18 protein-coding genes are annotated in these 24,299 nt (G+C 66.3%); 9 read left to right on the plus strand and 9 right to left on the minus strand.

All coding sequences use genetic code 11. The features are described from left to right. Positions 1-139 precede the first annotated feature (139 nt). From recC to recD, 3 genes are read left to right on the plus strand one after another with little or no spacing between them, the layout of a single operon-like run. Positions 140-3,622 (plus strand): exodeoxyribonuclease V subunit gamma, encoded by a 3,483-nt coding sequence (gene recC / locus ACSMEV_RS06560; protein ID WP_459207714.1) that lies wholly within the window; start codon positions 140-142, stop codon positions 3,620-3,622. Beyond that, positions 3,619-7,314: an exodeoxyribonuclease V subunit beta gene (gene recB, locus ACSMEV_RS06565; protein WP_459207715.1), complete on the plus strand. Its 3,696-nt coding sequence runs from the start codon at positions 3,619-3,621 to the stop codon at positions 7,312-7,314. The genes recC and recB overlap by 4 nt, the downstream gene beginning before the upstream one ends. After that, on the plus strand, positions 7,311-9,362 hold the full coding sequence (recD, locus tag ACSMEV_RS06570; protein ID WP_459207716.1) for an exodeoxyribonuclease V subunit alpha: 2,052 nt from the start codon (positions 7,311-7,313) through the stop codon (positions 9,360-9,362). The genes recB and recD overlap by 4 nt, the downstream gene beginning before the upstream one ends. A 131-nt stretch (positions 9,363-9,493) precedes the next feature. Here recD and ACSMEV_RS06575 read toward each other — a convergent pair whose 3' ends face one another. Next, positions 9,494-10,441 (minus strand): LysR family transcriptional regulator, encoded by a 948-nt coding sequence (locus tag ACSMEV_RS06575; RefSeq protein ID WP_459207717.1) that lies wholly within the window; start codon positions 10,439-10,441, stop codon positions 9,494-9,496. Between the two features lie 134 nt (positions 10,442-10,575). On the opposite strand from ACSMEV_RS06575, the gene ACSMEV_RS06580 reads away from it, so the two are divergent. Continuing rightward, positions 10,576-12,102 (plus strand): CoA-acylating methylmalonate-semialdehyde dehydrogenase, encoded by a 1,527-nt coding sequence (locus tag ACSMEV_RS06580; protein WP_459207718.1) that lies wholly within the window; start codon positions 10,576-10,578, stop codon positions 12,100-12,102. Between the two features lie 10 nt (positions 12,103-12,112). Then, positions 12,113-13,000: a 3-hydroxyisobutyrate dehydrogenase gene (gene mmsB, locus ACSMEV_RS06585; protein ID WP_459207719.1), complete on the plus strand. Its 888-nt coding sequence runs from the start codon at positions 12,113-12,115 to the stop codon at positions 12,998-13,000. A 90-nt stretch (positions 13,001-13,090) separates the two neighbouring features. Here mmsB and ACSMEV_RS06590 read toward each other — a convergent pair whose 3' ends face one another. The 7 genes from ACSMEV_RS06590 to ACSMEV_RS06620 all read right to left on the minus strand — a co-directional run bounded on the left by ACSMEV_RS06590 (position 13,091) and on the right by ACSMEV_RS06620 (position 19,442). Further along, a complete protein-coding gene (locus ACSMEV_RS06590) occupies positions 13,091-13,435 on the minus strand; it encodes a cupin domain-containing protein (RefSeq protein ID WP_038411964.1) in 345 nt (114 codons plus the stop codon). A gap of 99 nt (positions 13,436-13,534) precedes the next feature. Next, the gene (locus tag ACSMEV_RS06595) at positions 13,535-14,467 is read right to left on the minus strand and encodes a phosphatidate cytidylyltransferase (protein ID WP_459207720.1); all 933 of its coding nucleotides are present in this window, start codon (positions 14,465-14,467) and stop codon (positions 13,535-13,537) included. Position 14,468: 1 nt separating this feature from the next. After that, a complete protein-coding gene (locus ACSMEV_RS06600) occupies positions 14,469-15,092 on the minus strand; it encodes a lysophospholipid acyltransferase family protein (RefSeq protein WP_296265371.1) in 624 nt (207 codons plus the stop codon). A gap of 9 nt (positions 15,093-15,101) precedes the next feature. Further along, entirely contained in the window at positions 15,102-15,536 is a 435-nt protein-coding gene (locus ACSMEV_RS06605) for a hypothetical protein (RefSeq protein WP_459207721.1), read from the minus strand. Positions 15,537-15,717: 181 nt separating this feature from the next. Continuing rightward, the gene (locus tag ACSMEV_RS06610; protein WP_459207722.1) at positions 15,718-17,028 is read right to left on the minus strand and encodes a phosphatase PAP2/dual specificity phosphatase family protein; all 1,311 of its coding nucleotides are present in this window, start codon (positions 17,026-17,028) and stop codon (positions 15,718-15,720) included. Beyond that, the gene (locus ACSMEV_RS06615) at positions 17,025-18,782 is read right to left on the minus strand and encodes a bifunctional alpha/beta hydrolase/class I SAM-dependent methyltransferase (protein ID WP_459207723.1); all 1,758 of its coding nucleotides are present in this window, start codon (positions 18,780-18,782) and stop codon (positions 17,025-17,027) included. Before ACSMEV_RS06615 ends, ACSMEV_RS06610 begins: the two co-directional genes overlap by 4 nt. A 42-nt stretch (positions 18,783-18,824) precedes the next feature. Beyond that, positions 18,825-19,442, minus strand: coding sequence for a CDP-alcohol phosphatidyltransferase family protein (locus ACSMEV_RS06620; RefSeq protein ID WP_459207724.1), 618 nt, complete (start codon positions 19,440-19,442; stop codon positions 18,825-18,827). A gap of 188 nt (positions 19,443-19,630) precedes the next feature. Here ACSMEV_RS06620 and ACSMEV_RS06625 point away from each other — a divergent pair, with 188 nt between their 5' ends. Further along, positions 19,631-20,395, plus strand: a complete 765-nt coding sequence (locus ACSMEV_RS06625) for a sulfite exporter TauE/SafE family protein (RefSeq protein WP_459207725.1) — start codon at positions 19,631-19,633, stop codon at positions 20,393-20,395. On the opposite strand, the gene ACSMEV_RS06630 is transcribed toward ACSMEV_RS06625, so the two are convergent. Continuing rightward, positions 20,385-20,693, minus strand: coding sequence for a putative quinol monooxygenase (locus ACSMEV_RS06630; RefSeq protein ID WP_459207726.1), 309 nt, complete (start codon positions 20,691-20,693; stop codon positions 20,385-20,387). The genes ACSMEV_RS06625 and ACSMEV_RS06630 overlap by 11 nt on opposite strands. A 171-nt stretch (positions 20,694-20,864) precedes the next feature. On the opposite strand from ACSMEV_RS06630, the gene ACSMEV_RS06635 reads away from it, so the two are divergent. The 3 genes from ACSMEV_RS06635 (at position 20,865) to ggt (ending at position 24,181) form a co-directional block, all read left to right on the plus strand. Further along, positions 20,865-21,452: an NAD(P)H-dependent oxidoreductase gene (locus tag ACSMEV_RS06635; RefSeq protein ID WP_459207727.1), complete on the plus strand. Its 588-nt coding sequence runs from the start codon at positions 20,865-20,867 to the stop codon at positions 21,450-21,452. Positions 21,453-21,542: 90 nt separating this feature from the next. Beyond that, positions 21,543-22,439: a LysR substrate-binding domain-containing protein gene (locus tag ACSMEV_RS06640; protein WP_459207728.1), complete on the plus strand. Its 897-nt coding sequence runs from the start codon at positions 21,543-21,545 to the stop codon at positions 22,437-22,439. Between the two features lie 74 nt (positions 22,440-22,513). Beyond that, entirely contained in the window at positions 22,514-24,181 is a 1,668-nt protein-coding gene (gene ggt, locus ACSMEV_RS06645) for a gamma-glutamyltransferase (protein ID WP_459207729.1), read from the plus strand. Positions 24,182-24,299: the final 118 nt, after the last annotated feature.

A 24,299-nucleotide genomic window follows, 5' to 3' on the forward strand; every position in this document is an offset into this window, starting at 1 on the left:
AACCCCTATCTGCGCATGCAGGTAGGGGTTTTGTCTTTTCTGCGCGTCGTAAAATCAGCTGACAATCGCACCTCGCTCTCAAGTTGCGGCATCCCCGGTCAGATGGCATCGTTTCCTCTCGAAAACCCCAGGTAGCCCTATGTCGCAGTCCGAGTCCATCACCCCCGGCTTCATGGTCATCCACGGCAACCGTTCGGACGACCTGCGTAACCTGGTGGTGGAATGGATGCGCCTCTATCCACTGCGGCCGCTGGAGAACGAGGTGGTCCTGGTGCAAAGCAACGGCATTGCCCAGTGGCTGAAAATGGCTCTGGCCGCAGATGATGACGACGGCGGTTGCGGTGTGGCCGCAGCGATCGACGTACAGCTACCCGGTAGCTTCCTCTGGCGTCTATACCGATCGGTGCTCGGCCGCTCGGAAATCCCGGAGACATCGGTACTCGACAAAGGCCCGCTGACCTGGCGCCTGATGCGGCTATTGCCCGTCCTCATCGAACAACCGCTCTTCGCACCCCTCGCACGTTTTCTCAAAGACGACCGTGACATGCGCAAGCGCTACCAATTGTCCCAGCGTCTGGCCGACTTATTCGACCAGTACCAGGTCTACCGTGCCGATTGGTTGGAAGACTGGGCCGAAGGCCGTTACCAGCTGCGCAACGGCCGCGACGAGCTTCGTCCGCTTGCCGAAGGTAACCAATGGCAAGCTGCGCTGTGGCAAGCCTTGTTACAGGATGTCGGCACCGAGGGTATGGCGCAGAGCCGCGCCGGCGTGCATCAACGCTACATGCATACCATCGAAGCCGCCCAGACCGCCCCGGCCGGGCTACCTAGCCGGGTGATCGTATTCGGCATCTCGTCGCTGCCCGCCCAAGTGCTGCATGCGCTGGCCGGGCTGTCTCGATTCACCCAGGTACTGTTGTGCGTACACAATCCTTGTCGCCACCACTGGGCCGATATCGTCGCCGACAAAGACCTGCTGCGCCGCGAGTATCGCCGGCAGCACCGCAAGCCGGGCATACCGCTGCAGCTCGATGCCACCAGCCTGCACCAGCACGCGCAACCGCTGCTCGCCGCCTGGGGCAAACAAGGCCGCGACTACATCGCACTGCTTGATGAATTCGACCAGCCGGACAGCTACCGCGGCGCGTTCAGCGACGGCAAGATCGACCTGTACAGCGACGAGCCGGCGCAAACGCTGCTCAACCAGTTACAGGACGACATCCTCGAACTACGCCCGCTCGCCGAGACCCGCGAGGTCTGGCAACCCGTCGATTCTGCCACTGACGACTCGATTCGTTTCCACGTCGCCCACAGCGCCCAACGCGAAGTGGAAGTGCTGCACGACCAATTGCTCGCACATTTTTCCCGCAACCCTGCGCTCAACCCCCGCGACATCATCGTCATGGTGCCGGACATCAACGGCTACGCTCCGCATATTCGCGCAGTGTTCGGCCAAGTGCCGCGCGAGGATAAGCGCTTCATCCCCTTCACCCTCAACGATCAGCTCCAGCGCGGCCGCGATCCGCTGCTCATCGCCTTGGAGCACCTGCTGCAATTGCCCGACAGCCGTTTCGCCGTCGGCGAAATCCTCGACCTGCTGGACGTCCCCGCCGTCCGCGCACGGTTCGACATTCCCGAACAATCCCTGGCCATTCTGCACCGTTGGATCGAGGGCGCTGGCGTGCGCTGGGGGCTGGATGCGCGGCAGCGCACGGCATTGGGGCTGCCTGCCAGCATGGAGCAGAACAGTTGGCGCTTTGGCCTGCGCCGCATGCTGCTCGGCTATGCCGTCGGCAGCGGCGAGGGCTTCGCAGGTGTTGAGCCTTACGATGAAGTAGGGGGGCTGGACGCCGCCTTGGTCGGCCCGTTGTTCGCCCTGATCGACCGCCTCGACCATTGGTACCAAGCCCTGCTCGAACCTGCTGCCCCGGCTGCCTGGGGCCAGCGTTTGCAAGGCCTGGTCAACGACTTCTTCAAACCCGAAGACGAGCACACCGAATACCTGCTGATCCAGCTCGACGAGCTGCGCGATCAATGGCTGCAAACCTGCGCCTCGGTCGAACTCGAAGAGCCGCTGCCATTGACGGTGGTACGCGAAGCCTGGCTCGCTGGGCTCGACCAAGGCGGCTTGAATCAACGTTTCCTCGCCGGCTCGGTGAATTTCTGCACGCTCATGCCGATGCGTGCCATTCCCTTCGAAATGGTGTGCCTGCTAGGCATGAACGACGGCGATTACCCCCGTGCGCAACCGCCGCTGGATTTCGACTTGATGGCTGCCGATTACCGCCCAGGCGACCGCTCCCGACGCGAGGACGACCGTTACCTGATGCTCGAAGCCGTACTGTCGGCGCGCAACCACCTGTACATCAGTTGGGTAGGACGCAGCATCCGCGATAATACCGAGCGTCCGCCCTCGGTGCTGGTCGGGCAGTTGCGCGACCATCTGGCTGCCGGTTGGCGCTTGCTCGTCGACACACCCGATACCGACCCATCGGACGAGGGTCAGGCACTGCTTCATGCGCTGACGCTGGAGCACCCCTTGCAGCCCTTCAGCATTCGCTACTTCCAAGCAGGCACGCCGAGCCTGTTCAGTTATGCCCGTGAATGGCAGGCCGTGCATGAGCCCTGCGCAGCACAACTGCCGTTCGACCGTCTGCAATCGTTCGAACCGGATGGGCCACTGGCGATCGAGGTGCTGACCAACTTCCTGCGCAGCCCGGTCAAGCACTTCTATACGCAACGCCTGAAAGTGCATTTCGAACAGGTGCAGAGCGCCCTTGAAGAAGCCGAGCCCTTCACGCTCGATGGGCTGCAGCACTACACCCTGAGTACCGACCTGTTGGAAGCCGCGCTCAAGGACGATGACGGCGAGCTCGATACCCGTCTACGCAACCAGGCCAGCAGGCTCCAAGCCACCGGTCGTTTACCCATGGCCGGCTTTGGCGAATCGTTGCAAGCCGAACTGATCGCGCCGCTGCCAGACCTCATCGGCCGTTTCCAAGCGCTGCGGGTGCGTTGGCCCACTCCAGTGGAAAGCGCTTTGCCCCTGTACTTCACGGCCCACGGCCTGGAAGTCGAAGGCTGGCTCGCGAACCTGCACGAAGCGAAAGACGGCGGCCTGCTGCGCGTCACCTTGCTGGCCAACGCGATCAACACGCGCAGTGGACGCAAATGGCCGCGCCTGATCGACAGTTGGGTCCATCACCTGATGGCGTGTGCACAACATTTGCCGTTGCACACTGCGGTGGTCGCCACCGACACCACCTTATTACTGTCGCCGCTGAGCGCAGACGCAGCCCGTACCACACTGAGCGACCTGCTCCTGGCCTGGCGGCAAGGCATGGCCGAGCCGTTGCCAATAGCGCCGCGCACGGCGTTCGCATTCCTTGCCGGCAAGGGCCGGGAGGCCGGGTTGAAGGCTGCCCAGGTCACATACGAAGGCTCCGAATTCAGCCAGGGCGATGCCGGCGAGCGCACCCGCGACATGGCCCTGGCCCGGCAGTATCCGGATTTCGCTGCGCTGACGGCCGACGAGTCGTTCGAAGGCTGGGTGCAGGCGCTCTACCAACCATTGTTCGAGGCCCCATGGGCAGACCTGCAAGCCCAGGAGACCAAGCGATGAGCGAAGCCGCCAGCCGCCCCCTCGCCTTGACCTTCCCCTTGCGCGGCAGCCAGCTGATCGAAGCCAGCGCCGGCACCGGCAAGACCTTCACCATTTCGGCCCTCTACCTGCGCCTGATTCTGGGTCATGGCCTGGACGACAGCGGCTTCGGCCGTGAACTGCTGCCCCCGCAAATCCTCGTGGTGACCTTCACCGACGCCGCCACCAAAGAGCTGCGCGACCGCATCCGTGCGCGCCTGGCCCAGGCGGCGCAGTTCTTCCGTGACGAGATCGCCGCGCCCGACGCACTGGTTGCCGAGTTGCGCGACGACTACCCCAGCGACACTTGGCCGCTCCATGCCAGCAAGCTGGACGCCGCTGCGCAATGGATGGACGAAGCCGCGGTTTCGACCATCCACGGTTGGTGCCAACGCATGCTGCGCGAGCACGCCCTGGACAGTGGCAGCCTGTTCACGCAAAGCCTGGAAACCGACCACAGCGAGCTGCTCAACGAAGTCACCCGCGATTACTGGCGGCAATTCTGCTACGGCATGCTGGGCGAGACCCTGGCCTGGGTGCGCGAACACTGGCAGTCGCCCGCCCACCTGCTGGCGCGTGCCAAAGGCCTGTTCGGTAGCGCCGGCCCGCTGGAAGACGACGCCCATCCCGCGCAACACATCGAGGGTGGTCTGCGCCGACGGCAGGAAGCCTTGGCCAGCATCAAGCAGCCTTGGGGCGCGTGGGTCGAGGAGCTGCGCGCACTGCTGATGCAGGGCATCGCCGACAAGACTGTCGACGCACGCAAGCTGCAAGTGCGCTACGTCGAGCCCTGGCTGGATGCGCTGAGCCAATGGCATGCCGACCCGGCCAGCCATCAGTTGGACCTCGGCAAAGGCTTCGAACGGCTCACCCCCCAAGGTCTGGCCGATGCCTGGAAAGGCACGCCACCCAGCCACGCCGCGCTGGAGGCCATGCTCACCCTGCGCGAACGCCTGCAACAGTTGCCTGACCCTGGCGCCGATGCGCTCGACCACGCCGCCGCCTGGATCTCCACACGTTTCGAGGGTGAGAAGCGTCGCCGCGCCGAGATGGGCTTCGACGACATGCTCCTGCGCCTGGACGCAGCCCTGCGCGGCGATGCCGGCGAGGCGCTGGCGCAGATCATCCGCGAGCAGTTCCCGGTGGCCCTGATCGACGAGTTCCAAGACACCGACCCTGTGCAATACCGCATCTTCGAGCGCATCTACCAGATCGAACAGAATCGCCAGGACCTGGGCATCTTTCTGATTGGCGACCCCAAGCAGGCCATCTACGCGTTTCGCGGCGCCGACATCCACACTTATCTGCGCGCGCGGCGTGCCAGTGCGGGCCGTTTGCACAGCCTGGGCACCAACTTCCGTTCCACCGAGGCCATGGTCGCGGCGGTCAACCGCGTGTTCGAGCAGGCCGAGGCGCGCCCCGGGGGACGTGGCGCTTTCCTGTTCCGCAAGGGCGAGGACAATCCGGTGCCGTTCCTGTCGGTGGCCGCCCAGGGGCGCAAAGACACCCTGATCGTGCAGGCCCAGGCGCAGGCAGCGCTGACCTTCTGGGCCCTGCCCAGCGAAAAACCGGTGGCCAAAGGCACCTACCGCGACCAGTTGGCACCGGCCTGCGCCAGCGAGATCGTGCGCCTGTTGGAGCTGGCCAAGACTGGCGAGTGTGGGTTCGTCGACGGCAACGGCGCACAGCGCCCATTGGCCCCGGCCGACATCGCCATTCTGGTGCGCGACGGCGGCGAGGCCCAGGCCATCCGCAGCCAATTGCGCGCCCGTGGCGTGCGCAGTGTGTACCTGTCCGACAAGGAGTCCGTGTTCCGCAGCCAGGAAGCCCTGGACGTACTGGCCTGGCTGCGCGCCTGCGCCGAGCCGGACGCCGACCGCCTGCTGCGTGCCGCCCTGGCCAGCGTCACCCTGGCGCGCCCCCTGGCCGAGTTGGAAGCGCTGAACCGCGACGAACTGGCCTGGGAAGCGCGGGTCATGCAGTTCCGTGACTACCGCACGCTGTGGCGCACCCAAGGGGTGCTGAGCATGCTGCGCCGGCTGCTGCACGACTTCGAGCTGCCGGTGCGCCTGACCGCCCGCGCCGATGGCGAGCGGGTGCTGACCAACCTGCTGCACCTGACCGAACTGTTGCAACAGGCCTCGGCCGAACTGGACGGCGAACAGGCCCTGATCCGCTACCTGGGCGAACGCCTGACCAGCCAGGTCGATGGCGGCGAAGAGCAGGTGGTGCGCCTGGAAAGCGACGAGCAGTTGGTCAAAGTGGTGACCATCCACAAGTCCAAGGGCCTGGAATATCCGCTGGTGTTCCTGCCCTTCGTCTGCAATACCCGGCCGGTCGACGGCAGCCGCCTGCCGGTCGGTTGGCACGACGAACACGGTGAGCTGCGCATGACCATGACGCCGGACGAAGCCGTCATCGCCGCCGCCGACGACGAGCGCCTGGGTGAAGACCTGCGCCTGCTGTACGTGGCCCTGACCCGCGCCCAGTACGCCTGCTGGCTGGGTGTGGCTGACCTGAAACGCGGCCGCGAGAGCCGCTCGGTGCTGCACCGTTCGGCGCTGGGTTACCTATTGGGCGGTGGCGAGCCACTGCCGGCCTCCACGGACCTGAGCGCCTGGCTGACCGAGGTGCGCGGCAGCAATCCGGCGGTGCAGGTGCAGCCGCTGCCCGAGATCAGCGATCAGGTCTACACCCCGGTGCGCAGCGAGCAACGCCTGCAACCGGCGCGCGAGCCCGATCGACGCGCCGCCGAATACTGGTGGATCGCGTCCTACAGTGCCCTGCGCATCGCCGACAGCATCAGCGGCGAACTGGCGCCCGACAGCCTGCGCGCGCAGAACCTGCTCGACGACGAGCCACTCGGCAACGCCAGCGAACTTGCACCTGGCCAAGGCTCGATCCATCAGTTCCCCCGCGGCCCGCATCCCGGCACCTTCCTTCACGGCCTGCTGGAGTGGGCTGCGCGCGAGGGATTCGGGCAATTGTCCGCCCAGCCCGAGGCGCTGCACGATGCCGTGGCACGGCGCTGCGCCACTCGCGGGTGGGAAGGCTGGATACCAACCCTGGAGCACTGGCTGAACGCTATGCTCGGCACTGCGCTGCCGCTGGGCGGGGGTGCCGAAGTGCGCCTGTGCGACCTGGTCGATTACCGCTACGAAATGGAGTTCTGGTTCGCCAGCCGCGAAGTCGATGTGGTGCGCCTCGACACGCTGGTGCGCCAGTACACCCACCAGGGCGCGCCGCGCGCGGCAGCCGAGGGCGGTCGGCTCAATGGGTTGTTCAAGGGCTTCATCGACCTGTGCTTCGAGCATGAGGGCCGCTATTACGTGGCGGACTACAAGTCCAACTGGTTGGGTGCGGACAACGCCAGCTATTCCATGGCGGCCATGGAGGTGTCCATCCTCGAGCACCGCTACGACCTGCAATACGTGCTCTACCTGCTGGCCCTGCACCGCCAGCTCAAGGCGCGCCTTGCCGACTACGACTACGACCGCCATATGGGCGGCGCGGCGTTCATCTTCCTGCGCGGGCTCGGCGCGCGAAGCCGGGGGGTGTATTTCAGTCGGCCGCCAAAAGCCTTGATCGAACAGCTCGACCTGCTGTTCCAGGGCAAGTTGCACACCCTGGCCACTGCGGCCCAGGTCGATCTTTTCGCGGAGAATCGCCCATGAGCGACCTGTTCATTTCCCCTGCGGCCGAAACCGCACCGTCGCTGGTGTCCAATGCAGGCCTGTTCGGCTTGCTGGAGCGCTGGGTGGGCCGTGGTTGGCTACGCGCGCTGGACTTGGCCCTGGTGCGTTTCCTCGACGAGCAGGCGGCTGGCGAGCAGCCGCTGGTGCTGCTTGCCATTGCCTTGACCAGCCATCAGCTCGGCCACGGTCATGTCTGTCTCGACCTGGCCCAGACCCTGGCCGAACCCGACTTCGCGCTGTCGTTGCCGCCCGAGGGCGAGGACCGCCAAACGGTGGAAGTCCTGCCGTCCAGCGTCATGGCCGGCCTGGACCTGAATGACTGGCTCCAGGCCTTGGGCCGCTCGCCGTTGGTGGCGCCAGACCGGCACGGCCCAAGCGACCGACCGCTGGTACTCAGCGGCGAGCGTCTGTACCTGCGCCGCTACTGGACGTACGAGCGGGCCGTGGAAAGCAGCTTGCGTACCCGCTTGGCTTTGACCTTCGACGTGCCGGACGATCTGTCCGCCAGGCTCGCCGGTCTGTTTCCAGCGTCTGCCACCCAAAGCATCGACTGGCAGAAGCTGGCCTGCGCCCTGGCCACCCGCGCGGCCCTGAGCATCATCACCGGCGGTCCCGGTACCGGCAAGACCACCACGGTGGTGCGCCTGCTGGCGCTGCTGCAAGGCCCGCGGGTTGAAGCCGACCGGCCCTTGCGCATCCGCCTCGCCGCGCCGACCGGCAAGGCGGCCGCACGGCTCACCGAATCCATCGGCGCCCAGGTGCAGAGCCTCGACGTGGCGCCGGCGATCAAGGCGCGCATCCCCACCGAAGTGACCACCGTGCACCGTCTGCTGGGCAGCCGCCCCGGCACCCGGCATTTTCGCCATCACCGTGGTAATCCGTTGCCGCTGGACGTGCTGGTGGTCGACGAAGCCTCGATGATCGACCTGGAAATGATGGCCAACCTGCTCGAGGCGTTGCCGTCACGGGCGCGTCTGGTGCTGCTCGGCGACAAGGACCAACTGGCCTCGGTGGAAGCCGGCGCGGTGCTGGGCGACCTGTGCCGCGATGCCGAAGCCGGCTTCTACAGCCCGGCCACCCGGGCCTGGCTGGAAGCGGTCGCCGGCCATCGACTCGAAGCCCTCGGCTTGCGCGAGGGCGATTCGCAAAGGCACGCCCTGGCCCAGCAACTGGTGATGCTGCGCCATTCGCGGCGCTTCGCCGAGGGCAGCGGCATCGGCGAACTGGCCCGCGCGGTGAACGAGCAGCGCGCTGCCGATGCCCGCCGCGTGTTGAACGATACAGGCCTTGCCGACGTGGTCAGCTGCCGTCTGCGCGGCGAGCAGGACCACGCCCTCGACCGCCTGCTGATCACCGGCAGCGGCCAGGGGCGCAGCAGCGCCGGCGGTTATCGACACTATTTCGATGTGCTGCAACGCCAGCGCCCCACAGCGGACACGCCCCTGGCCGATCCTGCCTGGCTAGCCTGGGCCAGCCAGGTCCTGACGGCCTTCGACCGCTTCCGCCTGCTCTGCGCTGTGCGCAAGGGCCCCTGGGGCGTGGAGGCCGTCAACCAGCGCGCCACCCGCGCCCTGCAAGGCGCCGGGCTGATCGAGGGTGAGCACCAATGGTACGAAGGCCGCCCGGTGCTGATCACCCGCAACGACTACGGCCTGGGCCTGATGAACGGCGACATCGGCGTGGCCCTGCGCCTGCCCGAGTCCGAACACAGCCAGCACCTCACCTTGCGCGTGGCCTTTCCGCGCAACGACGGTCAGGGCGGCGTGCGCCTGGTCCTGCCCAGCCGCCTGAGCGATGCGGAAACCGTCTATGCGATGACCGTGCACAAGTCGCAAGGCTCGGAATTCGAACACACGGCGCTGATCCTGCCCGACGTGCTCAACCCGGTGCTGACCAAGGAACTGGTGTACACCGGCATCACCCGCGCCCGGCAGTGGTTCACTCTGGTGGAGCCACGGGTGGGGGTGTTCGAGGAGGCGGTGAATCGGCGGGTGAGGCGGTTGAGTGGGTTGATGCTGGAGGCGTGAGGTAACTAACTCTAGAAGGATTGACCAAGTCGACGCATGTCCTGATCAAGGGGCATTCGAGGCGAGCAAGAGAGGTGGCCCGTGGATCTTGGAACCAAACGCTTTCAGCAGGACGTTGCAGCGCCGACTTTTCATTCCTCGAACACCAAGGATTTGGTTTCACCGAGCAAAAGTGTTCGATTGCGTTCTGCTGTAGCGCGTATGTAATCCCACACCAACACAATCCGCCGCAACTTGCGCAAATCCTCCCGGCAATACATCCAGAACTGCCGCGTCACCTCCACTACCTGCGGCAACACTTCCACCAGCCGCGCATCCTGCGCCGCGATGAAGCACGGCAGGATCGCCAGCCCATGCCCCTGCACCGCCGCCGTGTACTGCGCGATCACGCTGGTGCTGCGCAGCGGTGCGTGGGCCTCGGGAATCAGGTGATTGAGATAGAGCAGCTCGGCGCTGAAGGCCAGGTCTTCCACGTAACTGATGAACCGGTGTTGACGCAGATCGTCGAGAGTTGCCACGGGCCGGTGGCGCGCCAGGTACTCGGGCGTGGCGTACAGGCGCAAGCGGTAGTCGCATAGCTTGCAGCATACGTAGGCGCCGTGTTCCGGGCGCTCCAGCGCGATGACGATGTCGGCTTCGCGCTTGGACAGGCTGATGAAATGCGGTAGCGGCAGGATGTCGACGGAAATCGCTGGATAGGTGTCGACGAAGTGGCTCAGTTGCGGGGTGACGAAGAAGCTGCCGAAGCCCTCGGTGCAGCCGATGCGTACGTGGCCCGACAGCGCCATGCCCGAGCCGGACACCTGTTCGCAGGCCATGTGCAGGGTGCTTTCGATGGACTCGGCGTAGCCCAGCAGACGCTGGCCTTCGAGGGTCAGCAGAAAGCCGCTGGTGCGCGACTTTTCGAACAGCAGCGTACCGAGCGCCTGTTCCAGCGCGGCAATGCGCCGCGACACCGTGGTGTAGTCGACGCCCAGGCGCTTGGCGGCGCTGCTGGCTTTGCGCGTGCGCGCGACTTCGAGAAAGAACTTCAGGTCGTCCCAGTTCAGGGTGCCGAGGCGGGTAGGGTCTTTTTGCATGACGATCCGGTTTTTTTATTAGGTTTTACGGGATGTTTGCACATCTATACTCAAATTCATCCTGATGGCGCCATGCCTGCATCGCAGCAGGCGCCTGTGATCGCGTCCTTACAACAATTCCAAGGAGAACGCCGATGAATGCCCCGCAACAACCCCATGACACCCACGTCCAGTCGGCCAAGCTGCTGATCGACGGCCAGTGGGTCGAGTCCCAGACCCACGAATGGCGCGATGTGGTCAACCCGGCCACCCAGCAGGTGCTGGCGCGGGTGCCGTTCGCCACCGACGCTGAAGTCGAGGCGGCCGTGGCCGCGGCGCAACGTGCGTTCCTGACCTGGCGCGAGACCTCCATCGGCGCGCGCGCGCGCGTCATGCTCAAGCTGCAAGCGCTGATTCGTGAGCACAGCGCACGCATCGCCCAGACGTTGAGCGCCGAGCAGGGCAAAACGCTGGCCGATGCCGAAGGCGACATCTTCCGCGGCCTGGAGGTGGTCGAACATGCCGCCGCCATCGGCACCTTGCAGATGGGCGAATTCGCCGAGAACGTGGCCGGCGGCGTCGACACCTACACCTTGCGCCAGCCCATTGGCGTCTGCGCCGGCATCACACCGTTCAACTTCCCGGCGATGATTCCGCTGTGGATGTTCCCCATGGCCATCGCCTGCGGCAACACCTTCGTGCTCAAACCCTCGGAGCAGGACCCGCTATCGACCCTGATGCTGGTGGAGCTGGCGCTGGAAGCGGGCGTGCCGGCCGGGGTGCTGAACGTCGTGCACGGCGGCAAGTCGGTGGTCGATGCGCTGTGCACGCACCCGCACATCAAGGCCGTGTCGTTCGTCGGCTCCACCGAGGTGGGCACCCATGTGCACACCCTCGCCAGCCAGCACGGCAAGCGGGTGCAGGCGATGATGGGGGCGAAGAACCATGCCGTGGTGCTGCCCGACGCCAACCGCGCGCAAACCGTCAATGCCTTGGTGGGCGCCGCCTTCGGCGCGGCGGGCCAGCGCTGCATGGCCACTTCGGTGGCGGTGCTGGTGGGCAAGGCGCGCGAGTGGCTGCCGGATATCAAAGCTGCCGCCGGCCGACTCAAGGTCAATGCCGGCAGCGAGCCGGGCACCGACGTCGGCCCGTTGATCTCACGGCGCGCCCAGGAGCGGGTGCTGGGCCTGATCGAGCGCGGCGTGGCGCAAGGTGCGGTGCTGGAGCTGGACGGACGCGGCGTGCAGGTGCCGGGTTACGAGCACGGCAACTTCGTCGGGCCGACGCTGTTCTCCGGCGTGACCGTCGATATGGACATCTACACCCAGGAAATCTTCGGCCCAGTGCTGGTGACCTTGACGGTGGAAACCCTCGACGAGGCCATCGCTCTGGTCAACCGCAACCCTTTCGGCAACGGCACTGGCCTGTTCACCCAGAGCGGGGCGGCGGCGCGCAAGTTCCAGAGCGAGATCGACGTGGGCCAGGTGGGCATCAACATCCCCATTCCGGTGCCGGTGCCGCTGTTCAGCTTTACCGGTTCGCGCGGATCGAAACTGGGCGACCTGGGCCCTTACGGCAAGCAAGTGGTGCAGTTCTACACCCAGACCAAGACCGTGACCGCTCGCTGGTTCGACGACGACAGCGCCCAGGACGGCGTGAACACCACCATCAGCCTGCGTTAAGGAGGTCGGCATGCGTATCGCATTCATCGGTCTGGGCAACATGGGCGCGCCGATGGCGCGCAATCTGCTCAAGGCCGGCCAGCAATTGAACCTGTTCGACCTCAACCCTACCGTTCTCGCCGAGCTGCAAGGCCTGGGCGGCCAGGTCAGCGCCTCGCCCAAGGAGGCCGCCAGCACGGCGGACGCGATCATCACCATGCTGCCCGCCGCTGCCCACGTGCGCAGCGTGTACCTGGGCGAAGACGGCGTGCTGGCGGGTATCCGCGCCGGCACGCCGACGCTCGATTGCAGCACCATCGACCCGCAGACCGCCCGCGAGGTCAGCCAGGCGGCCGCGGAAAAAGGCGTGGACATGGGCGATGCGCCGGTCTCGGGCGGTACTGGCGGTGCGGCGGCTGGGACCCTGACCTTCATGGTCGGCGCCAGTGACGCACTGTTCGCCATCTTCAAGCCAGTGCTGGCGCACATGGGGCGTAACATCGTGCATTGCGGCGGCGTGGGTACGGGGCAGATCGCCAAGATCTGCAACAACCTGCTGCTCGGCATTTCGATGATCGGCGTCTCGGAGGCCATGGCCCTGGGCGACGCGCTGGGCATCGACACCCAGGTGCTGGCGGGGATCATCAACAGCTCGACCGGGCGTTGCTGGAGTTCCGACACCTATAACCCTTGGCCGGGTGTCGTCGACACGGCGCCTGCTGCGCGCGGGTACACCGGTGGTTTCGGTGCAGAGCTGATGCTCAAGGACCTGGGCCTGGCCACCGAAGCGGCGCGCCAGGCGCACCAGCCGGTGATCCTGGGGGCGGTGGCGCAGCAGTTGTACCAGGCGATGAGTTTGCGTGGAGAAGGCGGCAAGGACTTCTCGGCGATCATCGAGGGTTATCGCAAGCGCGAGTGAGGACCATGCTGGAGCGGCAGGCGCGTTTTTCCTGCAAGCCTGAAACGACTTCGCCCGCATCGAGCGGGCGAAGCGGACCACCGACGCGAATCAGGCGAAGACGAAGTACTTGCGCACCGTCTCGACCACTTCCCAGGTGCCTTTCATCCCCGGCTCGATCACGAACACGTCACCACCCTTGAGGTGCTTCGGCTCTTCGCCTTCGGGGGTGATGATGCAGTAGCCCTCGAGAAAGTGGCAGAACTCCCACTTGTCGTAGTTCACCTCGAACTTGCCTGGGGTGCAGATCCAGGTGCCCATGATCTTGCTGCCGTCGGCCGACAGGTAGGCGTTGAGGTTGACCGTATGCGGCTCGCCGCCGATGCGCTTCCACTTGGTGGCATCGACCACGGGCGTCGGGCAGGTTTCACGCAGAACGGTGATGAAGTCGGACATGTGCAGGCTCCTAGGCAGGCGGGTTGACGGGCAACCTTAGGCGCAATGGCCGAGCCCCAGTTGCCTGGGCTCGACCCCTAAATGCCTGGACGCGCTGTTTCACGCCCACCAGTAGCGCACGAAGTGGAAGAACACGGGCGCGGCGAAGCATACCGAGTCCATGCGGTCGAGCATGCCGCCATGGCCTTCGATCATGTGGCCCCAGTCCTTCACGCCGCGGTCGCGCTTGATCGCCGACATCACCAGCCCGCCGAAGAAGCCCATGGCGTTGACCACCAGCGCCAGCAAGGCCGCCTGCCAGAAGCTGAACGGCGTGATCCAGCACAGCAGCGCGCCGACCAGCGTCGCCAGCGCCACGCCACCGAGCAGCCCCTCGAGGGTCTTGGACGGCGACAGGTTCGGCGCCACCTTGCGCTTGCCGAACAGCTTGCCGCACACGTACTGGAGCACGTCGCTGAGCTGCACCACCAGGATCAGCCAGGCGATCAGCAGTAGGTTGCGGCCTTCGTAGCCGGGGATGTCGAGGGTCATCAGCGCCGGCACCGTCGACACGCAGTACACCGCGATCATCAAGCCCCACTGCACCTTGGAGGTGCGCTCCAGAAAACGTGTGGTGTCGCCGCCCAGGCTCGCCAGAATCGGCAGCAGCAGAAACACGTAGACCGGAATGAAGATGCTGAACAGCCCGTACCAGTCGCTGGCGATCAGCACGTACTGCACCGGCAGCGCGATGTAGAAGGCGGCGGCCAGGGCCGGGTAGTCGCTGCGCCGGGTTGGGGTGAGGGTCATGAATTCGCGCAGGGCGTAGAACGACACGCCGTAGAACAGCACGATCACGCCGTACTTGCCGAACACGAAGGCGATGCCGATCACCAGCACCATCACCCACCAGGCGTTGATGCGCGCGTTGAGGTTGTCGATGACCGGGTGTGGGCCGGCGCCGGCGCGCCATTTGAGCAGGCGGCCGATGATGCTGGCCAGCAGCAACAGGGCGCCGATGCCGGCGAACAGCGAAAGGGTGTTGTCGTCCATGTCAGGCCTCCTTGGGGGCCAGGGTGAGCAGGGCCAGGCGGGCCCGTTCGAGAAAGTCCGGCTTGCTCTCGCCAGGGAGCCGGTGCAGCGGTTCGCCGAAGCTCAGGGTGCACAGCAGCGGCAGGGGCAGGGCGCGGCCTTTGGGCATGACGCGGTTGAGGTTGGCGATCCATACCGGCACCAGCTCGATCTGCGGGTGGGCCGCCGCGAGGTGGAACAGGCCGCTTTTGAACGGCAGCAGCGGCTCGTCGCCGAGGTTGCGCGTGCCTTCGGGAAAGAAGATCAGCGAGTCGCCCTGGGCCAGGGCGTCGAGCACCGGTTGCAGGGGGCTGTCCAGGGTGTCGCTGCGCTGGCGGTCGATCAGCACGGCATTGAACACCTTGCGGATGATGAACTCGCGCAGGCCCGGCTTGCACCAGTAGTCGGCGCCGGCCACCGGCCGGGTGCGCTTGCGCAGCGCGTCGGGCAGAGACGCCCAGAGCAGCACGAAATCGCCGTGGCTGCTGTGGTTGGCGTAGTACAGCCGCTGCACCGGCTGCGGCGTGCAGCCCAGCCACAGGGCGCGGGCGCCGGTGATCAGGCGGGCGGCGGAAGTGATGCTGAAGGCGGTGAGGTCAGCGAGCATGGGGCGCGGTCATCCGAGCAAGGGCGGTGTCAGCAGGGTAGCCAACAGCAGCAGGGTTTGTAGGCCCAAGCACAGGGCCTGGCGGCGCAGCAGGGCCAGGGCGCCCTGGCTGCGTGCTGGCCAGTCGCGGGGGCTGGCGGTGCGGGGCTTCAAGTGCAGCGTCTGGAGGGCATGGTCCAGGGCAAGGGTGTCGTCCTCCAGCGCCGCGCCGCTGTCGGCCATGCGGGCGAACAGCTCGGCGTCCAGCGCCACGCGCACGGCCCAGTATTTGTGTAAGAGCCCCAGCAGCACCAGCAGCACGGCGCCTGCGCTCGCCCAGGGCACCAGCGGAGCGCCAAGCAGGGGCGCCAGCGCGTAGGCGGCCGCGAGCAGGGTGGTGCCGTCGGACAAACGCTCCAACTGCGCGCCACGGCGCAGTAGGGTGGCAACGACGAACAGGTTCATGGGCACGGCTCCGTCGGCATCGAACTTCGGCGTCGCCCGCTCGGCTGAAGCGCGCCAAAGCGCGTCGGTTGCAGTCTTGCGAGCAGGTGGCGGTCCACGCCCATACCTCCAGCCAAGGCAGAACCTGTCGACGGTCGGTGTGCAGGAACCTCGGGCTGCGGTTCCACAATCGCAGATCGCTTCACGCTGTGCTCTCCAGCCGGCCCAACACCTGCCGGTGGTCCGCATGCAAGACGACCGTAGGCCGTGCCAGACGAATCAGCGCCTCGGCAGCCTGCAACGTGGCGCAGCGCCGGGTCAGCAGCAGCCAGGCCGCCACCGCGCTGGCACTGCGCGAATAGCCCAGGGCGCAGCACACCAGCACCGGGCCGTGCTGGCGCAGTGTCTCAATGTCGGCCGCCGCTTGCGCCAGCACGGCGCCATCCGGCACTACGAGGTCGAGGCTGGGCAGGCTGCGGTAGTGGGGCACCTGCGCCGCACAGCGCAGCTCGGCGCACAGATCGACGATGGCGACGAAGGGCGAGGCATCGGCATGGTTCGGCACGCGGCCCAGGTACACGCCTTCGCAGATCTCGTCGCAGCGCGGCCGCTTCTTGGTCCAATACCAGGCATTGAGCCTGGCGCCGAGCACATATGGCGCCAGCAGCACACGGGCCGCGACCGACAGCTGCCCATCGGCACGCTTCTGGAACCCATCAGGCCCCAGCACCGCGTAGTTGAGTGCCACCAGCAGCAGCGCCACGGCAGGCCACAGCAAGATTAACGCCGCGCCGCCGAGCGCCAGTGCCAGAGCCGCCAGCAGTGCCGCCCCCAGCGCGTAGAACCCCGCAAGTCGCCAGCAGCGCACGTCCCGGCTGAACCGCGCATGCTGCCAGGGCAACGTACCTTGTGCCGGCCACAGCCACAAACACAGCAACCCCACCAGTGCGCCGCTGGGCACGTCGATGAAGTGGTGCTGCCAGGTGGTCAGCACCGACACCCCGATCAGCGCCATCCAGCCATGCATCAGCCAGCGCCAGGGCTGGGCGTGCACGTGCCGGGCGAACATCGTCCAGACGATCACCAGCAGTGCGATGTGCAGCGAGGGCGCCTGGTTGAAGGGTTTGTCGAAGCCCATCAGCACGTCGAACAGCCAGCCGAACATGCCGTCCAGCGCGGGGCGTTCGAAGGTGAAGCGCAGCGGCCAGAGCAGAAAGCCCGCCACGCACAGCACCTGCGCGCTGAGCAGGGCCAGGGCGTGGCGGTCCATTTCGCGGCGGCTCAGGGGCAAGAGGAAGGACAAACCGTAGAGCAGGTCGATGGACCAGTACGGAATGATCGTCCATGGCCACAGCGGCACCCGATGTTCCCAATCGAACACCAGGGTGCCGACGTCGGCGCGCGTGGCGGTGTGGCTGTTGCTCAAGCCGTAACTGATGAAGAACAGCGGCCCGAGCAGCAGTAGCCACAGCACGCCACGGCGGACCAGGCCCGGTTCGCGCAGCGTCGTCATCCACGCACCCGTTGCGCCAGGCTGACACTGAAGATGCCCCATTCGTCGATGCGTTGGGCGATCTTGCGAAAGCCTGCGGCCTCGACCAACTGGTCCATCTCGGCCTGGCTGCGCCGGCGCATGACCCAGGCCTGCCCTTGGCGGTGGCTGGTCAGGGCGCGGGCGATCATCTCCAGTTGCGGGTGCCAGGGCTGGCCGGTGTAGACCAGGTAGCCGCCGTCTTCGACCGCATCGGCCAGGCCCGCCAGGGAGTTGCCGACCAGGGCGTTGCTGGCGAACAGCTCGTACAGCCCCGACACCACCGCCAAGGTCGGCCGTGGGTCGAGGGCGGCCAGGCTGGCGCGGTCGAAGGCATCGGCCTGCACGAAGCGGGCGATGTCGGCCAGGCCTTTCTCCTGGATCAGCGCGCTGCCTCGTTGCACGTTCAGCTCGCTGTAGTCGCGCAGCAGGATCGAGTCGGGTTTTTCCGTCAGGGTGTGCAGGGCTTCGAGGATGTAGCGCCCGTGCCCGGCGGCGATGTCGACGATGTGCACCGGTCGCTGCGCTTCACGCAGGCGGGCGATGGCCTCGCGCAGCAGTTCTTCAGCGTGCAGCTTGCGCTGGCGAATGCCGCGCCAGCCGATGGCGTCGAGGTAGTTGCGGTCGATGGCCCGGCCCAGCGTGCCTTTGCCGGTGGCCTGGTTGCGGTACACGTAGTCCAGGGTGCTGCCCGAATCGAAGCCGGTGTCGAAGCCCAGCTTGACGCCTTCGGAGAAGCCTTGGCCCAGGCGCAGCCCGGCGCGAGTGGCGCGCCAGTACAGCGCGCGCGGCGAATGGGGCGGCAGCGGCGCGGCCAGGCTTTCGGCTTCGGCCAGGCTGGCGCCGACGCGGTCGGCATCGAGCAGCGACGCGGGCGCGACGGGCGCGTCGAAGCAATGCGTGACGAAGCGTTTGACCCGCGCCAGGGCATGGGCGCGGTCGCGCTCGCCCAGGGTGTCGTGGAAGAAGCCCGGCAGCACGTGCATTTCCTTGCGCGCGCTGCCCAGACGCTCGAAGAAGCGTTCCTGCGGGGCGCGTTCGACCACGAAGTCGGCGCCCGACACCAGCAACTGCGTCGGCACCTGGATCGCCTGGGCGTCGGCCACCACACGGTCGGCGGCTTCGTACAGCCCCAGCAGCATGGTCACCGAGATCGGCCGGCTGATCAGCGGGTCGGCCTTGTACGACACCACACGGTCGGGGTCATGGGTCAGCAGGCGCGGTTTGACGTAGCTGTTGACGAAGAAGTTGCCGCGCAGCGCCTTCAGCAGCTTCAGGCCGGGGCGGGCGAAAGGTACGTAGAGCTTGACCTTGAACGCCGGCGAGGCCAGCACCAGGCAGCGCACCTTGGGGTTGTAGTCGTGGGCCCAGGTAGCCACCACGACTGCGCCGACGCTTTGCGCCAGCACCACCATGTCCTGTTCTTCGATGCCATGGCGCTGGTGCAGGTGCTCGATGAAGGTCTGCACGTCGCGCACGCTGGTGGCGAAGCTCGGGCTGTCGCCGCGGGCGCCGGGCGACAGGCCGTGGCCGCGGGCGTCCCAGGCGAAGAAGTCGTAGCCGGCCATGTCCAGTTCGTCGGCCAGGTGCGCCAGGCGCCCGCCGTGCTCGTGGCCGCGGTGGAACATCACCACGGCGCGGCGCGGCTGGTGTTCGCTCAACGTGGCGGGCCAGTGGCGGTAATGCAGGTCGACACCGTCATGGGTAGGGAAATGCAACGATTGCGCTTGGCGCATGGCGAAAGTCCTTGTCCGACAGAGAAGTGCAGAGGGTGGGGGTCAGGAGGTGATTCGACGCGCTTCGAGAAGGCCTTGGCGAACCCGGTTGTACAAGGTGTAGAGCGACAGCAGCAGCACCAGCGCCAGCAGCCCGTTGACCCAACTGGCGGCCAGCAGCCCCAGGCCCACGCCGGTGCCCAGCACGCCGAAGGCGAAGGCACGGTCGCTCTTGCCCATGGGGCCGTCGTAGCGCCGCGAAGCGCCTACCAACGGGCCCATGACCCCGGCGTATTCGCTGACCACGGCCAGCACCACCGTGAGCACCACCAGGCTCGGCGACACACCTGGGAGCAGAGCGAAGGGCAGGTACAGGGCGGCGTCAGCGACCACGTCGCACAGCTCGTTGAGGTAGGCGCCCAGGGTCGATTGCTGGCCGAATTCGCGGGCGAGCATGCCGTCCACGGCATTGAGCGCCATGCGCAGCAGCATCCACAGCGGCACCAGCAGGAACAGCCCGGTGGCTTCGGGGCGCCAGGCCAGCAGCAGGCCGAGCAGCACCGAGACCAAGGCAGCGGCCAAGGTGACCTGATTGGCCGTGACGCCGCGTTCGTAAAGGCGCTGCACGCTGGGGCGCAGCAGGGCCTGGAAACGGGGTTTGAGCTGGTAGATCGACGGCATGCGAAGTGTCCTTTCAAGCTGCGACGGTCAGCGAGTGTGCGCGGCCCGCGCAGGCACGGCAAGGCTGTACCGCCGAAGCTGTGACCGTATGCTGTACCCCAGGGCCGGTGGGGGCCTGGGCCATTGCGCGGGTCGGGGTCGGCGGGGGTGAGTTGTCAGCGCTTGCGGTGCCAGGCACGATGCCTGCCATGCACACATTTCTCGGTTTCTATCAGGACATCGGCGCCGCGCTTTCGTTGCTGGTGCTGCTGACCTTCCTCCTCGCCGGCGCGGTCAAGGGCGTGATCGGCCTGGGCCTGCCCACGGTCGCCATGGGCCTGCTCGGGCTTGGCCTGCCACCGGCCCAGGCGGCGGCGCTGTTGATCGTACCCTCGACCGTCACCAACCTGTGGCAGCTGGCGTTCGGCGGGCACTTGCGTGCGTTGCTGCGGCGCTTGGGCAGCCTGTTGGCCATGATCTTCCTCGGCACTTGCCTGGGCAGCCTGTGGCTGGGCATCGACAGTGGGCCTTGGGCGGCGCACGCCTTGGGCGGCGCCTTGGTGGTGTATGCGTTGTACGGGCTGGCCGGCCCGCAACTGCGTGTGGCGCCGCGGCACGAGCGCTGGCTGGGGCCGCTGTGCGGGGCGATCACCGGGGTGGTGACGGCCGCCACCGGCGTGTTCGTCATGCCAGCGGTGCCCTATCTGCAAAGCCTGGGCTTGAACCGTGACGAGATGGTGCAGGCGCTGGGCCTCTCGTTCACCGTCTCCACCTTGGCCCTGGCGGTGGGCCTGGCGGGGCAGGATGCCTTGGGCGGCCAGGCGCTGGGCGCTTCGCTGCTGATGCTGCTACCGGCGCTGCTGGGCATGTTCGCCGGCCAGTGGCTGCGCCAGCGCATCAGCCCGACTGTGTTCAAGCGCTGCTTCTTCGTCGGGCTGGGCTTGCTGGGGCTGCACCTGTTGCTCAACGGCTAGCGGGGCTGAGCATCTCGATGCGTTGAACGTCGAACTCGCCTTCCAGGTATTCGGCACGCTGCTCGACGAAGGTGCGCATGTGCGGCAGGGCCATGTGCGTATTGAAGTGGTGTTCGCTGGCCCAGACCTCGAAGAAGATGAACAGGCTCGGGTCGTCCAGATCGCGCAGCATGTGGTATTCGATGCAGCCCGGTTCGCGCCGGCTCGGCTCGACATAGGCACGGAACAGGCGCTCGAAGGCGTCGGCGCGTTCCGGGTGGGTTTTGGCTTTGAGGATGAAGGCGTGCTGTTGGGCCATGGGGCAGAATTCCACAAAAGTTGAAGTACGAGTCTATGACAACAGTAAGGCCAGGATTCGTGATTCTCGCGCAATTATCATTTGCCCCGCCGTGGCTGTTTCCCGCGCCCAAGGCTGGTTAGTCTGCCGGCCTTCTTAGCGATCCGGTCGGTAGCGACCCAGAGGCCCTCCATGAAAAACATCCTTTTGCTCAATGGCGGCAAACAGTTCGCCCACTCCGACGGCCGTCTCAACCAGACCTTGCACGATACCGCCCTGGCGCATCTGGACCGCGCCGGTTTCGACCTACGCCAGACCTTCATCGATGGCGGCTACGACGCCGAGCAGCAGGTACAGGACTGGCTCTGGGCGGACGTGGTGATCTACCAGATGCCCGGCTGGTGGATGGGTACGCCGCACACCGTCAAGCAGTACATGGACGAAGTCTTCACCGCCGGCCATGGCAGCCTGTACGCGAGCGACGGCCGCACCCGTGCCGACGCCTCGCAGAAATACGGCAGCGGTGGCCTGCTGCAAGGCAAACGCTACATGATTTCTGCGACCTGGAACGCACCGCAGCAGGCCTTCGACGACCCCAGCGACTTCTTCGAAGGCAAAGGCGTCGATGCCGTGTACTTCCCCTTTCACAAGGCCCACCAGTTCCTCGGCATGCGCGGGTTGCCGACCTTCCTCGCCACCGATGTGATGAAGCGCCCCAACGTCGAGGCCACCGTCGCCGCCTACCAGGCGCACTTGAGCGAGGTGCTGGGCCAGGCTTGACGCGTTGTGGCGCACGCAGGCGACAAGGCTTGCGATCCTGTGCATGAGCCGTTATCTAGTTCGGTTCATTCCGCAACAGGCCCGTGCGCTGTGAAGACACGCTCCGAAGAACTCCAGGTATTCGTCACGGTGCTCGACTGCGGCTCGATCTCCGCCGCCGCCGAGCAACTGGCGCAGACGCCCTCGGCGCTCAGCCGCACGCTGTCGCGCCTCGAGTCGCGGTTGGGCGTGACCTTGCTCAACCGCACCACCCGGCGCATGGAACTGACCGAAGAGGGGCGCTTCTTCCTCGAACGCGCACGGTTGATCCTGGCGCAGATGCACGATCTGGAAGAGCACCTGGCGCTGCACCGCCAGCAGCCGGCCGGACGCCTGCGGGTCAACGCCGCCGCGCCCTTCATGCTGCACGCCATCGTGCCGTGGATCGGCGAATTCCGCCGCGCCTATCCGGGCATCGAGCTGGAGCTGAACACCGACGACCTGATCATCGACCTGCTCGAACAGCGTACCGACGTCGCCATCCGCATCGGCGAACTGGCCGACTCCAGCCTGCATGCGCGTTCGCTGGGGTGCAGCCCGCTCCTGGTGTTGGCCAGCCCCGACTATCTGGCGCATCACGGCACGCCGACCACGGTGGAGGCATTGCAGGGCCATTGCCTGCTCGGCTTCAGCCAGCCGGACAGCCTCAACCACTGGCCGCTGCGCCACGCCGAAGGCGACCGCTGGCGCATCCGCCCGCAGGTGCTGGCGTCCAGTGGCGAGACCTTGCGGCAACTGGCCCTGGCCGGGGAGGGCATCGCCTGCCTGTCGCACTTCATGACCCACCACGACATCCGCGCAGGCCGTTTGCAGGTGCTGCTGGCCGAGGCCAACAGCGGCTACCGCCAGCCGATCCATGCGGTGTACTACCGCAACACGCAGCTGGCGCTGCGCATCCAGTGCTTTCTCGACTTCATCCAGCACAAGCTTGCCGCCTACGCCTGTTGAAAGCCGTTTGCGCCGCGCCTTGCCTTGGGCCTTAATGAGCAGTCAAGAAGAACAATTACCCAAGGAAAGCGCCCATGCGTATCGTCATGTTCCAATCCCTGGCCGTCACGGCCTTCCTGCTCGGCAGCCCAAGCAGCTTTGCCGTGACCCTCGAAGGCGGCGCAGTCGCCGCGCCCGACCAGTACGCGGCCAAGGTCGCCGCCGACATCCTCAAACGCGGCGGCAACGCGGTGGATGCGGCGGTCGCCACCGCCTTCACCCTGGCGGTGACCTACCCCGAAGCGGGCAACATCGGCGGCGGCGGTTTCATGACCCTGTTCGTCGACGGCAAGCCGTACTTCCTCGACTACCGCGAAGTGGCGCCCAAGGCCGCCACGCGCAACATGTACCTGGACGACAAGGGCGAACCCATCGAGAACCTGAGCCTGGTCGGCGCCCGCGCCGCCGGGGTGCCGGGCACGGTGATGGGGCTGTGGGAAGCGCACCAGAAGTTCGGCAAGCTCAAGTGGAGCGAGCTGCTCACCCCGGCCATCGGCTACGCCAAGAACGGTTTCAGCGTCGCCGAGCAGCAGTACCAGTACCGTGAAGACGCCAAGGGCCTGTTCAAGGACGGCACCAACTTCAACGACTACTTCGCCAGCATGCAGGCCGGCCAGCCGTTCAAGCAGCCCGAGTTGGCCACGACCCTGGAGCGCATCGCCGACAAGGGCGTCAGCGACTTTTATCAAGGTCGCACCGCCGAACTGCTGGTCGAGCAGATGCAGGCCGACAAGGGCCTGATCACCCGCGAAGACCTGGCCGACTACAAGGCCGTGTGGCGCGACCCGATCGCCATCCAGTGGCGCGGCAACGTGGTCTACACCGCACCGCCGCCAAGCTCGGGCGGTGTCGCGCTGGCGCAACTGCTGGGCATCAAGGAAGACCGCGCCGCCGACTTCAAGGGCGTGGCGCACAATTCAGGGCGCTACATCCACCTGCTGGCCGAGATCGAGAAGCGGGTGTTCGCCGACCGCGCCGATTACCTGGGCGACCCGGCCTTCACCAAGGTGCCGGTCGACCAACTGATCGCCAAGGACTACCTGGCCAAGCGCGCCGCTCAGGTCAACCCTACCGCCATCTCCGCCACCGACGGGGTAAAGCCGGGGCTGGAATCGCACCAGACCACGCACTTCTCCATCGTCGACAAGCAGGGCAACGCGGTCAGCAACACCTACACCCTCAACCTCGACTACGGCAGTGGCGTGGTGGTCAAGGGCGCAGGCTTCCTGCTTAACGACGAGATGGACGACTTCAGCGCCAAGCCGGGCGCGGCCAACGTGTTCGGTGTGGTGGGCGGTGCGGCCAACGCCATCGAGCCGGGCAAGCGCATGCTGTCGTCGATGAGCCCGACGCTGGTCACCCGTGACGGCAAGGTCACCCTGGTCCTGGGTACGCCCGGCGGCTCGCGGATCTTCACCTCGATCTTCCAGGTGATGAACAACCTCTATGACTACGCCATGCCGCTGGACAAGGCCGTGGCTGCGCAGCGCGTGCACCACCAGTTGCTGTCCAAGGACACGATCTATTTCGACAGCTATGCGCCACTGCAAGGGCCGGCGGCCGAGGAGTTGAAGAAGATGGGCTATGTGCTGGAGGACCAGGGCTGGAACATGGGCGACGTGCAGGCCATCCGTGTCGAGGGCACGCGGTTGGAAACGGCGTCCGATCCCCGTGGGCGGGGGCAGGGCATCATCGTCCAGTGACTTGGACGAGCCGGCCCATGCCGGGCGAAACGGTTTTCCCGACAAAACGCGTGGCTGGGTTGGGGCGGCTCTGCCGCCCATCGCGGCTGAAGCCGCTCCTACAAGGTCACTGCATGTT

It is taken from the genome of Pseudomonas sp. MLB6B, from assembly GCF_054508135.1.

Excerpts from the sequence above, each read along its gene's own strand:
- recC (WP_459207714.1), top strand. The coding sequence starts at position 140 with ATGTCGCAGTCCGAGTCCATCACCCCCGGCTTCATGGTCATCCACGGC.
- recB (WP_459207715.1), top strand. The coding sequence starts at position 3,619 with ATGAGCGAAGCCGCCAGCCGCCCCCTCGCCTTGACCTTCCCCTTGCGC.
- recD (WP_459207716.1), top strand. The coding sequence starts at position 7,311 with ATGAGCGACCTGTTCATTTCCCCTGCGGCCGAAACCGCACCGTCGCTG.
- ACSMEV_RS06575 (WP_459207717.1), bottom strand. The coding sequence starts at position 10,441 with ATGCAAAAAGACCCTACCCGCCTCGGCACCCTGAACTGGGACGACCTG.
- ACSMEV_RS06580 (WP_459207718.1), top strand. The coding sequence starts at position 10,576 with ATGAATGCCCCGCAACAACCCCATGACACCCACGTCCAGTCGGCCAAG.
- mmsB (WP_459207719.1), top strand. The coding sequence starts at position 12,113 with ATGCGTATCGCATTCATCGGTCTGGGCAACATGGGCGCGCCGATGGCG.
- ACSMEV_RS06590 (WP_038411964.1), bottom strand. The coding sequence starts at position 13,435 with ATGTCCGACTTCATCACCGTTCTGCGTGAAACCTGCCCGACGCCCGTG.
- ACSMEV_RS06595 (WP_459207720.1), bottom strand. The coding sequence starts at position 14,467 with ATGGACGACAACACCCTTTCGCTGTTCGCCGGCATCGGCGCCCTGTTG.
- ACSMEV_RS06600 (WP_296265371.1), bottom strand. The coding sequence starts at position 15,092 with ATGCTCGCTGACCTCACCGCCTTCAGCATCACTTCCGCCGCCCGCCTG.
- ACSMEV_RS06605 (WP_459207721.1), bottom strand. The coding sequence starts at position 15,536 with ATGAACCTGTTCGTCGTTGCCACCCTACTGCGCCGTGGCGCGCAGTTG.
- ACSMEV_RS06610 (WP_459207722.1), bottom strand. The coding sequence starts at position 17,028 with ATGACGACGCTGCGCGAACCGGGCCTGGTCCGCCGTGGCGTGCTGTGG.
- ACSMEV_RS06615 (WP_459207723.1), bottom strand. The coding sequence starts at position 18,782 with ATGCGCCAAGCGCAATCGTTGCATTTCCCTACCCATGACGGTGTCGAC.
- ACSMEV_RS06620 (WP_459207724.1), bottom strand. The coding sequence starts at position 19,442 with ATGCCGTCGATCTACCAGCTCAAACCCCGTTTCCAGGCCCTGCTGCGC.
- ACSMEV_RS06625 (WP_459207725.1), top strand. The coding sequence starts at position 19,631 with ATGCACACATTTCTCGGTTTCTATCAGGACATCGGCGCCGCGCTTTCG.
- ACSMEV_RS06630 (WP_459207726.1), bottom strand. The coding sequence starts at position 20,693 with ATGGCCCAACAGCACGCCTTCATCCTCAAAGCCAAAACCCACCCGGAA.
- ACSMEV_RS06635 (WP_459207727.1), top strand. The coding sequence starts at position 20,865 with ATGAAAAACATCCTTTTGCTCAATGGCGGCAAACAGTTCGCCCACTCC.
- ggt (WP_459207729.1), top strand. The coding sequence starts at position 22,514 with ATGCGTATCGTCATGTTCCAATCCCTGGCCGTCACGGCCTTCCTGCTC.